The organism is Actinoallomurus iriomotensis (assembly GCF_030269445.1).
Classification (GTDB): Bacteria; Actinomycetota; Actinomycetes; order Streptosporangiales; family Streptosporangiaceae; genus Actinoallomurus; species Actinoallomurus iriomotensis.
Genome location: NZ_BSTJ01000002.1, coordinates 485,827 through 502,793, shown reverse-complemented (window position 1 = coordinate 502,793; position 16,967 = coordinate 485,827). Strand labels below are relative to the sequence as shown.

Annotated in this window: 6 protein-coding genes; all 6 read right to left on the bottom strand. The window is 75.0% G+C overall.

From position 1 onward, the window contains the following. Positions 1-3,420: an FAD-dependent oxidoreductase gene (locus QSK37_RS11060; protein ID WP_285619557.1), complete on the bottom strand. Its 3,420-nt coding sequence runs from the start codon at positions 3,418-3,420 to the stop codon at positions 1-3. Further along, complete coding sequence (locus tag QSK37_RS11055; RefSeq protein ID WP_285619555.1) at positions 3,417-4,145, bottom strand: thioesterase domain-containing protein; 729 nt, start codon at positions 4,143-4,145, stop codon at positions 3,417-3,419. Before QSK37_RS11055 ends, QSK37_RS11060 begins: the two co-directional genes overlap by 4 nt. A 113-nt stretch (positions 4,146-4,258) precedes the next feature. Further along, positions 4,259-5,860 (bottom strand): PfaD family polyunsaturated fatty acid/polyketide biosynthesis protein, encoded by a 1,602-nt coding sequence (locus QSK37_RS11050; protein WP_285619554.1) that lies wholly within the window; start codon positions 5,858-5,860, stop codon positions 4,259-4,261. Continuing rightward, complete coding sequence (locus QSK37_RS11045) at positions 5,857-10,587, bottom strand: beta-ketoacyl synthase N-terminal-like domain-containing protein (RefSeq protein ID WP_285619552.1); 4,731 nt, start codon at positions 10,585-10,587, stop codon at positions 5,857-5,859. The genes QSK37_RS11050 and QSK37_RS11045 overlap by 4 nt, the downstream gene beginning before the upstream one ends. Further along, complete coding sequence (locus tag QSK37_RS11040) at positions 10,584-12,317, bottom strand: SDR family NAD(P)-dependent oxidoreductase (RefSeq protein WP_285619550.1); 1,734 nt, start codon at positions 12,315-12,317, stop codon at positions 10,584-10,586. Before QSK37_RS11040 ends, QSK37_RS11045 begins: the two co-directional genes overlap by 4 nt. Continuing rightward, the gene (locus QSK37_RS11035) at positions 12,314-16,846 is read right to left on the bottom strand and encodes a type I polyketide synthase (protein WP_285619548.1); all 4,533 of its coding nucleotides are present in this window, start codon (positions 16,844-16,846) and stop codon (positions 12,314-12,316) included. The genes QSK37_RS11040 and QSK37_RS11035 overlap by 4 nt, the downstream gene beginning before the upstream one ends. Positions 16,847-16,967: the final 121 nt, after the last annotated feature.

Below are 16,967 nucleotides of genomic sequence, written 5' to 3'. Positions count from 1 at the left end.
TCAGGCCCGCGAGGGGCCGGCGGCGAGAGCGCTCTCGGCGGCCAGGTCGTCCGCGATGGCCCGAGCCACCTCGTCGATCGTCGGGTACTCGACGAGGACCGCCGGAGCGATCTCCCAGTCCAGCCAGGCGGACATCTCGGCGATCAGCTGCACGATCGCGAGCGACTCCAGCGGGTAGGCGTCCAGCGGCGCGTCCGCGTCGACCTCCGCCACCGCCAGGCCCAGCCGCCGGGCCACCTGAGCGCGCATCCAGTCCCGGATCTCGGCATGGTCCGGCACCCCGGCGAGGAGCGGACCGGCGTGCGTCGGCGCGGCCGGCGGCGGCGCGGACGCCGGCTCGGCCCCGGGCGTTCCGGCGAGAGCCGGGAAGTGCCGGCGCACCAGCTCCCGAGCGTGTACCGCCGTCGGCTCCACCAGCTCGAACGCGAGCAGCGACCCGGCATACCAGGTGTTCCGCGCGCCCTGCAGCCCTTCCAACCGGGAGAAGAACCCGGCGGCGGCGTCGGAGGCCTCGACGTGCGGGAAATAGTCCCAGCGGCGCGAGGTGTGCACCGCTTCGAGCCGCCCGCCCATCCGCCGCACGTCCTCGGCGAGCGTCCGCTGCAGCTCGCCGGCCGTCTGCCCGGGGCGGCCGTAGCCGTAGAAGGTGTACACGTCGGTGTCCGGGTAGCGGTGGTGGAACGACACGCAGTGGCCGACGGTGGCCGGGTCGTCGACGTGCCGGTCCACCAGGTAGAAGCCCTCACGCGGCAGCCCCGTCGCCTCGGCCACCACCGTCCAGTAGTCCAGGTACCGGATGCGGGCGAACAGCTCGCGCTCCTCGTCGCCGAGGTCGAGGAACTCTCCGGTCCGGTCCAGCGGCATCGCCAGCACCAGGTCGTCGAACTCCTCCTCACCGTCCCGGGTGCGCACCCGCACCCGGCCGTCGGCGCGGGTCACCGACTCCACCCGCTGACCGACGCGTACGTCCGGCAGCCGGGCGGCCACCCGCCGCCAGAGGTCCATGAACCCGCCGGCGACCGTCCACCGGGTGTGCCGGGCGGCCGACTCGGCGTCCGCGCCCAGGAAGGAGAACACCCCGGCGAACTCCGCGAACCGCAGCGGGTACAGGGCGGGCAGCGTAGCCGAGCCGAGGAAGCCATAACCGGAGCCGGTGTAGCCGGGAACCAGCGCGGTCAACGCCGCGAAGTTCCGGTCCGTGGCCCACCGCGCCGCCGGCAGGTCCAGGCTCCGACCGGCGTCCACCAGCCCTGAGCCGCCGATCCCCGGGAACTCGGCGTCCCGCAGCCGCTGGTACGTCCGGATGGCGGCGGTGTCCAGCAGCAGCCCCCGCCTCCGTACGATCGAGCCGGTCCCGGCGTCGACGACGTGCGCCGGTGTGGCCGGCTCGGTCCCGGCGCCGACCTCGGCGGCCAGCTGCCGCACGTACGTGTGCTCACCGATGCACAGATGCCCGCCGAGGTCGTACCAGCGGCCGTCCACCGCGACCGAGGCGCATTTGCCGGCCACCGCGTCCGCCTGCTCCAGGACGGTCACCCGGTGGCCGCGCCGGTGCAACTCGTGTGCCGCGACCAGCCCGGCAGGCCCGGCGCCGATCACGCACACCCGGCGTGGGCCGTCGTCGAAGCGGGCCAGCGCGTGCTCCCACTCCTCGACCAGCAGCCCGGCGGCCACGGCGAGAGCCAGCTTGGCGTGCCGCTCGGCCTGGTCGACCGGCCGGGCGAAGTAGTCCTCGACCACCGTGTCGGCGTCCTGCTCGGCGGTGACCGGCCGCTCCAGGTACTCGGTCTCCAGCACCGCACGCAACGCCCACCGGTCGCCGTCCCGCACCGCCGTGCAGGTGTACTCGGACAGCACGGCGCTCGCGGTGCCCGGGTCGACGCTGGCGAACCGGGCGACGGCGAGCACCTGGTCGTCGCCCACCGGCACCGCCAGGGCCAGCCGGGACAGCGCCGGCAGCACCCGGGTGACCCGCTCGGCGTAGGCCAGGTACTCGCCGTGGTCGCGGTAGTACCGGCAGGTCAGTACCCCGTTCCAGAAGATCGTCTCCATGCACACCGGGCGGTAGGCGGTGAGCACGTCCGCCAGCGCGGCCATGCTCCCCGCTTCGGCGCGGTGGAAGCCGGCGGTCAGCCGGTCCAGCATGGCCCGGAAGCCGTCGGGGACCGCGCCGGCGTCCGGGCGGCCGGCGTCGGCCGCGGCCCGCAGCCCCGTGGCCACGCGGGCCAGCGCCGGCTCGTGCCGGGCGAGCGGTCCGCCGGCCAGCACGGCCAGGATGTCCGCCACCGGGTCGGCGGAGTCCTGCCAGCGAAGCCGGTGCATGTCGAGGGTGGCACCGACCAGGGCCTCTCGCAGCCCGGCGAGCGGGGGCGGCAGGTCGTCCACCGGCCGCCGCCCGGCGACCAGCGCACTCAGCGTCGCGTCGATGGGCAGGCCCAGCCGGGCGTGTGCGGAGGCCCGGTAGGCGACCGCCCGGACATGGTTGACCGACGCCGGGTCGGTGGCCGAGGTGGCCGGGATCAGAGCCAGCTCCGGCGGGGCGTGGCCTGGATTGAAGGTCAGCATCTCGGCCGCGGCGGGGTCGGTCAGGTGGTCGAGCTCCACCTCGGCGGCTGCCACCCAGGCGAACCGCTCGGGCGGCCAGGGCCGGGTCGGATCCAGTGCCTCCCGGTCGCCCTCGTCGGGTCGCAGCTGCAGCTCCAGCAGGTACCGGGCGTCGCCGCGCCGCACCCGCCGGCGGAACTCGTCGCGCAGGTGGTCGCCGGCACGCGGGTCACCGTCCCGGCGCACCTGCGGCAGCCGCAGGTGCGCCGGGTCGACGCGGCCGCCGTCCGGACCGCCGTCGGCGCTCCGCAGCCGGTACCGGACCAGCCTGGGGATCCCGTCACGGCCGATGAACCGGTAGGCGACCTGCGAGTAGTAGTACACGTCCAGGTAGGAGTCCGGGTCCCGGATCAGCTCGGTGAGGGCCTGCGCGATGCCCGGGTCGTCCGTCATCAGGGCGGACCGTCCGGCTGCCGTCGCCCGGGTCCACTCGGCGAACGCGGCGGCGTGCGGGGACACGAACCGCTCCCCGGTGACCAGCACCAGATCCACCAGCGGCGACGTGTCGCCGGTGGGCCCCAGCAGCCGCAGCGCGGCGCCCCGGCCGTCCAGCACCGCGTCGTCGGCGAAGCCGCGGGCGTTGGAATGCCGGAGCAGCACCCGGTACTCCGCGCCCGGGTCGAGCACCCGGTGCGCCGGCAGCGCGGGGTCGTCGAGCACCCGCAGCCGGCCGCCGGCGGCGACCCCGACACCGTGCGCCGCGCGGCTCGAGCGAGTGCGCGCCACCCGGTAGGCGGCCGACACCAGCTCGCCCAGCACCTGCCGCAGCCCGGGATCGGAGACATCGCTCCAGTCCGGTGTGACATCCGCGGTCACCGTGGTACCTCCGTCCCGGCCAGCACGGCCCCCAGTCGGTCGGCGAGGACTCGCACCCTCGGCTCGCGCAGGAAACTCCAGTGGTGCCCGGGCACGTCGACCACGTCGAACCCCGCCCTGGTCACCGAGGCCCACCGGCGCGCGGACACGTACACCCCGCTCGGCGTCAGTCCGCGCAGCCGCCACACCTGGGCCCGGAACAGCACCACCGGGCCGGGGTAGGGCGCCGGGCGGTACCCGGCCGTGGCCCGCACGTGAACCTCGTGGCCCCGGTCGGTCCACATCGCGTACGCGGTCCGTATCCAGCGGGGCGCACCGTCCCGGTCGGCGAAGCTCGCGCGCCGGGCCAGCCACCGGCCGAACCGGTCGGCCGCGTAGCCGGCGCCGGTGATCCGGCAGGGTGTGTCCAGCAGCGCGACCAGCGGGGGAGGGCCGTCGTGGCGCATCCGGCGCGCCAGCTCGAGGGCCAGGTAGCCGCCGCAGGAGTTACCCGCGAGCACCAGTGGTCCGGCCGGGGAGACCGACGCGATGTCGGCCAGGTAGCGGTTCAGCAGGGCGTCGAACAGCTCGGCGCGGGGCAGGTCCAGGTCGAGCGGCGCCTGCAGGGCATAACACGGCTGCTCGTCGTCCAGCAGCCGGGCCAGCTGCGCGACCGCGAGCACGTCGCCGTGTCCGGCGCACACCACGAACAGCGGCGGGCTGCTCCCGGTGCGCCGCAGGGCCACCAGCGTCGAGACCCTGCCCCGGCGACGCCCCGGCCGGTGTGCCGTGGCGGAGCGGGAAGCGTACGGATCGCGCCCGGCACCCGGCCGTTCGGGCCGGGGCGCCCGGCCCCGGGTCAGCACGGCACCGCCCGGGGCGCCGGTGCCCCGGGTTCCGGCCGGTAGCGCCGCAGCGCGGCCGGCAGCGTCACGCCCAGCGCGTCCAGGTGCGCCACCCGGCGCAGATAGGCCGCCCCGGTCATCAGGTGCCGCGCCACGTCCACCACCCGGCGGTCGGCCGGGTCGGCGAGGTGGCTGCCGCGCACCCAGTCGTTGAAGGCACCCATCGCCGGGCCGCACCAGATCTGGTAGTCACCCTCCCGGCCCGGCTCACCGACGTTCGACCAGCGCGACGAGCGGCCCAGGTACCAGCGGAACACCAGCGCCATCCGCCGCTTCGGGTCCTGCTCGGCGCGGACCACCTGGGCCGGGTCCCGGGCCGCGAAGTACTCCCGAGTGCCCCGCCATACCTCGTCGAGACTCTGCCGGAAGACCTGCCGCTCCAGCCTGGCCCGCTCGTCGGCGGGGATCTGCTCCAGCCCGTCGTACGCCCGGTACAGCGCGTACAGCCGCTGCGCCCGTACCGGGAACAGCGTTCCCCGCTTCACCACCTGCAGCCGTACGCCGAGCTCGAACATGTCGGCGGCCGGCGCCATCGCCACGTCGGCCAGGTCCACCTCGGCCAGCAGCCGCTTGGTGTGCGCCGACGCGGCGGCCTCGACGCACGACTGGTTGACCGACCCGGTGACCACGTACCCGGCGCCCAGGACGAACGCGGCCAGCGTGGCGTGCGGGGTGCCGATCCCGCCGGCCGCACCCACGCCGACCGGCTCGGCGAAGCGGTACCTGGCCTGCAGCTCGTCGCGCAGCTCCACGATCGAGGGCAGCAGCACCACGAGCGGCCGGTTGTCGGTGTGCCCCGCGGAGTCGGCCTCCACGGTGACGTCGTCGGCCATCGGCACCCGGGCCGCCAGCTCCGCCTGCCGGGCGGTGACCAGCCCCTGACCGGCCAGCGCCGCCACCAGCTCCGGCGGGGGCGGGCTGAGGAAGTGCCGGGCCACCTCGCGGCGGGACACCTTGGCGATCACCCGGTTGCCGATACGGACCGCTCCGGACGGCTCCTCGGACAGCCCGGCCACCCGATACCGCACCACGTGCGGGGTGAGCGTGAGGAACGCGGCCGCCTCAACGGTACGGACGCCGTGGGCGAGGTAAAGCTCGACGGTCCGGCGTTCCAGGGCCTCCTCGGCCGGGCTGTGGATCAGGTTGAAGGCGTACGGCCCGCACGGGAGCGCGTCGGTGATCCGGGCGATGGCCGCCTCGATCCGGTCCGGCAGCAGGCCGGCCGCGCCGAAGGAGCCAAGGACGCGGTCGCGGCCGAGCGCGATCACCAGTTCCTCGGTGGCGATACCGCCTGCCATCGCGCCGGCGGCGTAGCACCGCGCCACCCCGTGGCGGCGGCGGAAGCCGGGATCGCCAAGGGTCTCCGGCGGCGCCGCCGGCGCCTCGGCCAGCACCTCCGTGCCGGACCGCTCGCCCGCGCCACCGAGTACGCCGATCCCCGACGCGTCCCGGACCACCTGGACCGGCTCGTCCAGCCGGGCCAGCAGGCGACGCATGCCGGCCTCGTCCCGGGCCGGCCCGGGACGGCCCGCGACCAGCGCGCCCGGGGAGGTCATGCGCCCGCCTCGACGACGGCCACCGCCAGGCCGGCGACGTGGTAGATCCGCAGGCCGTCCTTCCAGAGGTCGCCGTCGCCGATCACCACCACCCGGTCGTCCTCATCCCGGACCTCGGTGACGTGCACCTCCACCAGCATCTCCCGGTCGGTGCGCACGATCTGCCCCCGGTACTTCCAGACGGTGCGATGTTCGACCGCCTGGGCGAACCGCGGCCGGGCGAACCGCGCACCCAGTCCGGCCGCCGCGGTGTAGGCCTTGAGGGCCTGCAGAAGGGCCTCGACCCCGAGCGAGCCGGGCATCACCGGGTCCTGGAAGAAGTGCGCGTCGAAGAACCAGCTCGACGGGTCGACCTTGGTCCGGCCCCAGGCGCAGCCGCGCCGCCGGGTGCCGCCGTCGAGTGCCACGGTCACCTCGTCGAGCAGGTCGAGCTGCCCGTCAGGCATCGGCAGGCGCGAGCCGGCGGGATCGAACGGGGCCGCAGTGCCGGTCGACCACGCCGGTTTCCGCCGGCCTCCGTCCAGGCCGATCTGGTTGGCCAGCGCGTCTCGGCGGAAGTAGCCGAAGGCCGTGCTACCGCGGTAGATCGGGACGTCCGCGCAGCCGAGCACGAAGTCGAACTTCTGGATGATCACGCCCTCCAGGGCGGTCGAGGCGCACAGCCGGGCCCGGGTCCACACGGTCCGCCCGGCCAGGGCCGGGTCGGCGAGCAGGCGGGCGTCCCCGTCGAGGTTGCGGAAGTAGAGGTCCTCGTCCGGGGTGGCCAGCGTCGAGCCCAGCCACCCGGAGAGAAACCCGCACGGTTGCAGGGCGATCTCCATCAGCATCGAGTACGGCAGCGAGTCGCGGCCACCGTCCGGGTCGAACCACGGCCGGGCCGGCACGTCGTACTCCGCGAGCAGCTCGGTGCCGATCCGGAAGTCGTGGCGGGTGCCGTCGATCGAGACCACCCGGCTCATCAGGTGCAGGTCGCCGTTCGGGATCCGGGGGACGCGGCGTTCGGCGTAGCAGTCGTACTCCGGTCCGAAGCAGGCCGTCATCGACCCGGTCGCGAACTCGGCCAGCTCCCGCGGCCCGAACAGCGCCCGGCTCGCTCGGACCGGGGTGCCGGCCAGGCGTACCGCGAGACCCTCGAACGCGACGATCACCCGGCCGTCCAGCACCACGTCGACGTCGGCCTTCGCGTACGGGTTCGGTTCCAGCTCCACCTCGACCAGGCGCGCCCGGTAGGTCAGCAGCCGATCGGCCGGCGTGACCTGGCCGCGGCAGCGCACCCGCTGCGGCACCCCGACCACCGGTTCGAACGTGGCGTCCTCGACCAGGGTCTGCAGGCCCAGCGCCAGCAGGTGGGTCTGGAGCAGCTGAACGCAGCCCTCGGCCATCAGGGACCCGGCGAGCACGGGGTCGCCGAGGAAATGGCAGGGGAAGTACCAGTCGTCCGGCCGCAGGTCCTTCTCACCGACGATCTCACCCAGCCCGCGCGGGCCACCGGCCGGGTCCAGCCGGACGATCCGGTCCAGCATCCGAATCCTCGACGGCGCCAGCCGCAGCGCGGGGTTGCGCCCGCCCTGGTCGTACTCCGGCCCGAACACCGCCGCCAACGCGCCGTCGCTGAGCCGGTCCAGGTCGGCGGCGTCCAGGGTGACCCGGTCGGTGCGCAGCGGGGGCTCGAACCGGGCCCGCCCGAGATCCACCCGGGACCGCCCGCCGAGCACCCCTTTGCCCTGCGCCAGCTCCTCGTCGGTGAAGAACCCGGCGCACCCGCCGCGCATCTCCATGATCTTGCGCTCGCCCGCGAAGCAGTCGTAGTGGAAGAAGAACAGCAGCGTGTCGGCGGTGCGGGCGAAGGAGTCGATGTGGATGTCGTAGCGCAGGGTGTCGCCCTCGTGGGGCAGCCGGCCGAGGAAGGTGAGGGTGCAGTCCAGCAGCCGATAGACCCGCTCGCCCCGGTTGCCGAAGTCGACTCCGAGGTAGGAGATCAGCAGCAGGTCGCACTGACCGGACTCGATCGTGACCGACCACGGAACCTGGCCGTCGACGGCGTACCAGGCCGCCCTCGGCACGTCGTACTCCGTGGTCAACGCCGAGGGCCCCAGCACGTTCGGGGTGGCGTCCAGCCGGGTCACCCGATCGACCAGCAGGTACGGCGGCATCGGCAGCCGGACCCGGCGCCGGTGCTGGTCGATCTCGGCGAACTCCGGACCGAACACCGCCGCCGCGTCACCGCGCGCGAACTCCAGCAGGTCCTGCCGGTCCCAGACCACGCCGGCCGCCCGAGGACCGCCCTCACGCCGGCCCCGGCCACCCGCCGGCGCGATCCGGCCGGCTTGGCGGGCGCGCAGGAAGTCCTCGTGACCGGGTCCGGTGGCGGCCTGCGGCGGCGGGGCGGCGGGCGCCGGCCGCGCCCCCGACACGCCGGGTGCCCGCCGGGGCCGCGGCAACCCGGCGGCGGCCAGCGATTCGCGCAGCCGGGGACCGCCGGTGGCGATCCGGGTGGCGACCCGGGGCATGACCGCGACCTCGCGCTGGTGAGCCACCGCATACGCGGCCAGGGCCCGGCAGTCGTCCAGCCCGTCGGGCAGCTCGTACCGGCGCCCGCGCGGGTCGGCGGGGCCTCCGGCCGGCACCACGACCAGCGCGGCGGCGCAGTCCACCGGCTCGCCGGCCGGACCGGTGGCCAGCACCACCTCCGGGGCACCGGCGAGGTCCACGGCCGCCACCACCGCCGCGTCGACCTCACCGCGGGCCAGCATGCCCTCGGCGGCCGCCCGGGCTTCGCGCAGCCCGCCCGAGCCGGCGGCGGTGACGGTGAACGCCGGGCCGCGCAGGTCCCACAGGCCGGCCACCCGGGTGGCCATGATGTTGCCGATGTAGCTCAGGTACCGGTTGACGCCCAGCTCCTCATGCAGCGCGTCGCGCGCGGCCGTGATGAGCGTGGCCAGCTCGTCCGGCTCCGCGGCCAGGCCGGCCCGTGCGAGCACGTGCGGCAGCCGCCGGCCGGCCTCCAGCCGGGCGACGAACCGGTGCAGGGTCGGGTCGCCGGCCATCGCCACCACCACGGCGACCGTCGTACCGGGCTCGACGCCGGAATCCCGCAGCGCCCGGTCGGCCACGTCCAGCACCATCATCTGCTGCGCGACCGGCACGTCGGCCGCGCCCGGCGGGGCCTTGAACCGCAGCGCGTCCACCACCACCGCGTCCAGGTAGCGGCCAGGCGGCGGGTCGCCGGCGAACCCGTGCGCGCGGAGCAGCTCGTCGTCGTCCAGCCCCCGCCAGCGCCCGGCGGGCAGCTCCCGCCGGTCCCCGAGCAGGCCCGCCAGGCCGACGACGGCCACGTCCGCCGGCCGGGGGCGCACGGGCGGCCGCCCGCTCAGGGACGCGCCGTCCGGCGCCGCGTCCACGACCAGGTGCGCGTTCGCGCCGCCGAAGCCGAAGGCGTTCACCGAGGCCCGGCGGGGTCCGGTGCCGGTGGGCCACTCCCGGGCCGCGCCGACGATCCGCTCCGGCCCCACCGCGCCGCCGTCGGAGACCAGCGGGGTCCGCAGGCCGGCGGTCGCCGGGATCACGCCGGCCCGCATGGCGAGGATCACCTTGAGCGTGCCGGCCATCCCGGCGGCGGTCAGCAGGTGGCCGACGTTCGACTTCACCGCGCCGACGAGCGGGACCCGGGCGCCGAAGACCCGCTCGATGGTGTTCAGCTCGGTGAGGTCACCGAGCGGGGTGCCGGTCGCGTGGCACTCGACGTAGTCGACCGTGGCGGGATCGATCCGGGCCGCCGCGTACGCCCGCTCCAGGGCCGTCCGCTGGGTGGCCGGGTTCGGCGCCAGCGGGTGCCGGCCCGCGCCGTCGTTGGACATGCCGATCGCCCGGATCACCGCGTGGATCTCATCGCCGTCGCGCTCGGCGTCCCGCAGCCGCTTGAGTGCGATCACGCCCGCGCCCTCGCCGGCGAGCAGCCCCTGTGACGAGCCGTCCAGCGGGAGGCTCGACACCCCATCGCGGGGGTAGGCCTGGAACGTGCTGAACGCGACATGGATCAGCAGCCGGTGTGAGCCGCTGACCCCGCCGGCCAGTGCGAGGTCGCAGCGCCCGGCGGCGAGCAGATCACAGCCGAGCTTGATCGCGTAGAGCGAGGAGGCGCAGGCGGCGTCCAGCACCAGCCGGGGCCCGCCCAGTCCGAGAGCCGCGCTGACCGACTCGACGAGGTCGGCGCCGAGCATCGACCCCTCAAGACGCCCGATCCGGGTCCGCTCCGCCGGTCGTAGCGCCGGCACGTCGAGCACATCGGCGAGCGCCGCGGCCAGCCCCTGCTCGTAGACCGGACCGAGCGCCGCCACCGACGCCTGCGTGGGGAACGCCAGACAGCCCAACACGAGCCCGCAGCGCCGCCGGCTGGACTCGTCCAGGTGCCCGAGGCCGGCCAGCGCCTGCCGCGCCGCGTCCAGGGTCCACAGCCCGGACGGGTCGAAACCGGCGATCCGGTCGGCCGGCAGCCGGTAGCCGTCGAGGTTGAAGTCGCGCTGGCGGACGTACCCGCCGTTCAGGCAGTAGGTGCGGTCCGGGGTCGGCTCGGAGGCCAGGAACACGGCCGGATCGGCCCCGAGGTCGGCGGCGGTCGCCCGCGTGATCGACCGTTTCCCGGCCAGGAGGTTGCGCCAGAGGGCAGCCGGATCGGGCGCGTCCGGGAAGACGCAGCCGAGGCCGACCACCGCCACCGGATCGTTCATGCCGACGCTCCCACCGCGCGGAAGCGCTCCGCGAGCCGCGCGCTGACCGTGACCTCGGCGCCGGCCAGCCGCAGGTGGACCCGCCCGCCGGCGTCGCACAGGACGACGTCGGCCGCCATCGAACCGGCGTCGTGGCGGCGCACCTCGGCCCGGGCGTAGAAGGTACGGTCGAACGGCAGCGGCCGATAGATGTCGCTGCCGGCGCAGCTCAGCGGGAGAGAGGCCATCCCGGTGTGCAACCGGACCCACACGAGCATGGCCTGGAACCCCACGTCGGCCACGAAGTGGTTCACCGACCGGACCGGGAACTGGCCCTGTGCGGAGACCGGCACCTCGGGCAGCCGGCACTCGAGCCAGATGTGCGAGGCGTCGTGGGAGAGCACCCGCCGGATGCCGCGGAACAGCGGTCCGTGGAACAACGTCCCGTCCTGGTAGAGCCGCTCGCCCTCGGCCGCTCCCGGCACCGGCGACGGCGGCGCGTCGACCCGGGGGGCTCCGGGCGGGTGCGGGCTGAGGGCGAGGCGTGCCCCGTACCGGGGACGCGACCCGGAACCGGTCTCCGACCACACCTTGGCGGCGAGCACCACGTCGTCGCCGCCCATGCTCACCGGGGCCGCCTCGGGCGTGAGCTCCAGCGTCAGCTCCACCGGGGTGTCGTCGGTCAGCACCACCCCGTTGAACACCCGGAAGTCCCGGATTGCGACGACTCGGAGCCCGGGTAGCAGTTCCTCGGCGGAGTTGACCAGCCACGAGCCGCTCACGACCGCCGGGAGCACCCGGCGGCCGTCGACGACGTGGTCACGCAGGAACGGGTTCGCCGCCGGGTCCAGCCGGCGACGGACCCGGTGCACGGCCGGCGGTCCGATCGGGGACGGGCGTGCCGCCGGCGCCCGGCCGACCACGACCTCCACGTCCCCGCCCGGATGCCGGGCCAGCTCACGGGCCAGCAGGTCGGCACCGGCGGCCGGATCGATCAACGGGACGTCGCGCCCGGCGAACAGTGCCCTCAGGGAACCGGTCACCATGCCGCCATCCCACGGGCCCCAGTTCAGCACCAGCATCCGGCACCCCGGCCGGCGCCGGCGCAGCAGCAGCGCGGCCTTGTTCAGCACCTCGTTGGCCAGCGCGTAGTCCGACTGGCCGGGATTGCCGAAGAACCCGGCCGCCGAGGAGAACAGCACGACCTGGTGGAGCCGCTCCTCCGGCAGGCACGCCAGCAGGTTGACCAAGCCGGTGACCTTCGGTCCGACCACCCGTTCGTAGTCGGCGACGGTCTTGCGCCCGATCGGCCGGTCGGCCAGCACGCCTGCGCCGTGCACGAGCACCACCTCGCCGGCGCCGTCGGCGAGGGCCGGCGTCAGCGCACGCCGCAGCGCCGCCGCGTCGGTGACGTCGACGGGCAGGTACTCCGCACGGCCGCCGGCGTGCGTGACCGCGTCCAGGGTGGCCCGCACCTCGCGGCTCGCCACGACCTCCGCCACCGACCGCTCCAGCTCGGTCGGCGTCGTCGGGCGTCCATGTTCACCGCGGGCGCGCAGCGCGGCCTCCCGCAGTTCCGCCGGGCCGGACGCGCCCGCCGACCAGGTCGGCTCGGGCGCTCCCGGGTCGGTGCGCCCGAGCAGCAGGTACCGGCCGCCGAACCGGCCCGCGAGCTCGACGACACAGCGCGCGGTGATCCCCCGCCCTCCGCCGCTGACCACGAAAAGCGTGTCCGGGCCCGGAGGGCTCATCCCCTCACCGCCGGGGCCGGCTCGGCCGATCCCTCGTCCGCGGCCACGAGCTGAACCCGGCGGTCGGCGGTCAGTGCCACCTCGGCGACCGTGCGGTCCGGATCGCGCAGCTCGGCGATCACCAGCTCGGCCGCGCGCTCGGCGGGGACCTCGGGATGCAGATCGACTGCGCGGCAGAACACGCCCGGCCACTCCAGCGCCAGCGTCTTGACCAGTCCGAACAGCCCGCCGGCGGCGGCGGAGAAGTCCCGGTCGCCGGCCAGCCCGAAGCCGCCGTCGAGACGAGCGACGGTGGCGAACACCGGCCGGCCCGGGCCGTGGTAGCGCGCCAGGCCGGCATCCAGCGACCGGGCCGCCACGAACACCTGTCGCAGGAGGGTCTGCTCATGCTCGCCGAACAGCTCGTGGGGGCCCGGCGGCGTCGCGGGATGCAGGTGCACGAAGCCGCCGATGGGCCCGTGTTCCCGCTCCACACCCACCAGCGCGTCGCTGATCGCCTCGTCGCGGCCGTCGGCCGGCACCGGTGCCCCCTGGGTGGCGTCGAACAGCGGCAGGACGGCCACGTGCGACCATCCCCACGCCCGAAGGGCCCGCGCCAGTGAGTCGGCGAGTGGCGACCCGTCGGAGGTCAGCACGCAGACGTGCCCTTCGGGCGGCGGGACGAGCAGGGTGTCGGGCCGGGGCAGCGTACGCAGCCGGGCCCCGTCGGCGGTCAGGCGCTCGATCGCAGCGGCACCGTTCCCGACCGGGGCGGCACCGTTCCCCGCCGGCGTGGACGCCGGCGTCCCGGCCGCGGCGGGGAGGCCGAGCAACTGCTCCATCCGCTCCACGATCTGGCCGAGCCTGCGCAGCTCGCCGACCTCCTCCTGGCGGAACGGCGGCAGCTCCGGGTACCGGGTGCTCAATGCCCCCAGGATCTCCACCCGCTTGATCGAGTCGATGCCGAGATCCGCCTCGATGTCCATGTCGAGGTCGAGCATGTCGACCGGGTAGCCGGTCTTGTCCGCCACGATCTCCAGCAACGTCGCGCCGGCCTCCCCGCCGGCCGGACCGGATCCCGGCTCGGCCACCGAGGCCGCCGGCTCCGCAACCGGGACCAAGGGCTCGGCCAACGCGGTCGCGGGCTCCTCCTCCGCCGCCGGGGGAGTGGCCGCACGCTCCGCGACCGGAGCGACCGGCGGTTCCAGCACCGGCGGTTCCAGCACCGGCGGGGCGGTGTGGACCACCGGGCCGGGCACCGTGCCGTCGGCTGAGCCGAGAAGCGCGCGGAGGAACTGCTGCCGCTGACCGAGGTGCGTTCCATGGTTGCGCGAGACCGCCAGCTGCTGCTCGTGCAGCATCTCCATCGCCCGGGCCAACGTGGTCCGGCCTTCCGGCGCGATGCCGTTGGCCGCCGTCCGCGCGAGATCGGTGATCATCCGGGCGGCCTCGCGCTGGTGGTGCAGGTAGTGCTCGTGGGTGCGCTCGGATTCCCGTTGCGCCGCGAACGGAGCGGGCTCCGCGGCGGTCGCCGGGGCCGCCTGCGCGACGGCGACGGGCGGTGGCACGGGCGGTGGCACGGGCGGTGGCGGAACCGGGTCGGCGGAGTCCGGGGCGGCTGGTGTCGGGTTCATGGGCGCGCGTACCTCCGTTGCGTCCCGATGGCGCTGAATCGTGAAGCCGTCGGCGAGGGCGGCTTCGAACCTCTCGGTGGTGCGCGAGCTCACGTGGTTGGCGCCGTTGATGCGCACCGTCGCCGGGCCGCGAGCCTTTGCCGGCGGCGGAAGGGCCGCGTACCGGTCCAACGGGCGCAGCGCCAGCCCCGCGACGCGCAGCCGCATGGCCGCGAGCTGCAGCTGTCGCACTGGACAGGACCGCTGATCCGGGTTGACCGACACCACCAGGGCGGGCCGGCCGGCCAGTGTCTGCCGGACCAGGCCGGCCAAGGTGCCGCCCGGACCCACTTCCACGAAGCACCGCGCCCCGGCGGCGTACAGGTTCTCCACGGTCTTCGCGAACAGCACCGGGTTCAGGATCTGGTCGACCAACTGGTCGCGGACCGCCTCCGGCTCGGCGGGGTAGGGCGCCGCCGTCGCGTTGGCGTAGACCGGAATCGCGGGCGCGGCGAAGCCGACTTCGGCGGCCGCCGCCGCGAACGGTTCCCGGGCGTGCGCCACCAGGGGAGTGTGGAACGCGGCCGCGACCGGTAGGTCGGTGACGCCGATCCCGGCGCTGACCAGCGCGTCCCGTACCGTCGCGAGCTCGGCGTGGGCCCCGGCCAGCACCACCTGCCTCGGCGCGTTGATGTTCGCGACCCGCACGCCCGTACCGGAGGCGGCGAGCAGCCGCCGTACCTCGTCCTCACCCGCGAGCGCGGCCAGCATGCCGCCGGGGCCGGCCCCGGGCGTCGGCGCGGCCATCGCACGACCACGGGCGTCGGCCAGCGCCGCGATGTCCCGCTCGCCCACCGCCCCGGCCGCCCACAGCGCGGTCAGCTCGCCGAAGCTGTGCCCGGCCAGCATGTCGGCGCCGAACCCGGCCCGGACCAACAGCGTCCACAGCCCACGGCTGACCGCTCCGATGGCCGGCTGCGCGTGCTGGGTCTGACGCAGGCGGTCAGCCTCCGCCCGGGGGTCCGCGTCCGGCACCGGCGGCGGGTGGATCACCTCCGAGATCGGCGATCCGCCGGCGGCCAGGGCGACCTCGTCGGCCAGCGCCAGCGCGGCGCGCAGCTCGGGGAACGCGGCCGTCGTCGCCCCGCCCATGCCCACGTACTGCGAGCCCTGCCCGGGGAACAGCGCCGCCACCCGCCCGGTCGGCTCGAGTGCCGCCCGCCGGTAGCCGATCGCGAGGTCCTCGCGGTGCCAGTCCTGCGCGTCCGGCTCGGCGCCGATCAGCTCTGCCGCCCTGGTCAGCCGTTCCGCCGCCGAGGCGGCGTCGGTCACCACCGTGCCCACCCGGGGTGCGGCCGGAGGCGGCGGAGGCAGCGCCACCAGCTCGGCCAGAGCGGCGCCCGGCTCCGGTCCGGCCAGTCGGCCCGCCAGCTCGCGGCACCGGTCCGCGAGCGCGCTCGGCGTGTCGGCCCACACCACGACCGCCTCCGGTAGCCGCTGCCACCGATAGGGCCCGTCGTGGTCCCCGCCGTACTCCTCCAGCACGACGTGGTAGTTGGTGCCGCCGAACCCGAAGGAGCTGACGCCGCCCCGGCGGGGCGCCCCGGGGCTCAGCCAGGGCCGGGCGACGGTGCTCAGGTAGAACGGCGAGCCCGGATCGCGGAGTCGCTCGGCCGGGACGTCCACGTTGATCGTCGGCGGCAGCACCTTGTGGTGCAGCGCCAGCGCCACCTTGATCAGCCCGGCGGCGCCGGCCGCCGACTTGGCGTGCCCGATCTGCGACTTGACCGAGCCGAGCCCGACGCGGTGCGGAGGGGCCGAGGCGAAGACCTCGTGCAGCGTGGTCAGCTCGCAGGAATCGCCGGCGGCGGTGCCGGTGCCGTGCGCCTCGACCAGCCCGACGCTGTCCGGGTCGCAGCCGGCGTCCCGGTACGCCCTGCGCAGCGCGACCGCCTGGCCGGAGGAAAGCGGCGCGTAGATGCTCGTGCTGCGGCCGTCGCTGGAGCTGCCGATGCCCCGGATCACCGCGTAGATCCGGTCCCTGTCACGTTCGGCGTCGGCCAGCCGCTTCAGCACGTACATGCCGAGGCCCTCGCCGATCATCGTGCCGGTGGCGTCGGCGTCGAACGGGCGGACCTGTTCCCGCCGGCTGAACGCCGGGGTCTTGCTGAAGCACATGTACATGAGGATGGTGTTGTCGGTGTCGACCCCACCGCTGATCACCAGGTCGGCCCGGTGCTCGACCAGCTCGCTGACCGCCATCTTGAGGGCGGCGAAGCTGGACGCGCAGGCGGCGTCGACCACGCAGTTCGTCCCGCCCAGGTCGAGCCGGTTGGCGACCCTCCCCGCGATCACGTTGCCCAGCATTCCGGGGAAGGACGCCTCCACCCAGGGCACGTACGCGAGCTTGATCTTCTCCACCAGCACGGCGGTCTCCGGCTCGGTCAGGCCGGCGGCGCGCAGTACCCGCTGCCACACCGGGTACTGCAGGCGGGAGGTGAGCGGGGTGAGCAGCTTCTGGCCACCGCCGATCCCGAGCACCACGGCGGTTCGCTCCCGCAGTGCGGCATCCGCCTCGGCGTACCCGGCGTCCCGCAACGCCTCCTTGGCCACCATCAGCGACAGCAGCTGTGCGACGTCGGTGACCTCCAGGCTGTTGGGGGGCAGGCCGAACTCCAGGGGGTCGAACTCCACGTCCGGGATGAATCCGCCGCGCCGGCAGTAGGTCTTGTCCTCGGCACCGGGGTCGGGGTCGTAGTAGTCCTCGATCCGCCAGCGGTCGGCCGGCACCTCGCTGGTGCAGTCGACGGCGCCGAGGATGTTGCTCCAGTAGGTACGCAGGTCAGGCGCCTGGGGGAAGATCCCGGAGAGCCCGACGATCGCAATGGGCTGGTCGCCAAGCCGGAACTCGCCTTCGCGGTTCCGAACCTCCGCCACGGCCACGTTCCGCCCCCGTCCGCCGTCCCGACCCCGCAGCCATGCTCGGGATCGCGGCAGAGCCGATTTCTCCCTTGCCGCCGGACCATCGTGGGTCGTGTGCCCTGAGGTCTGCATCGGG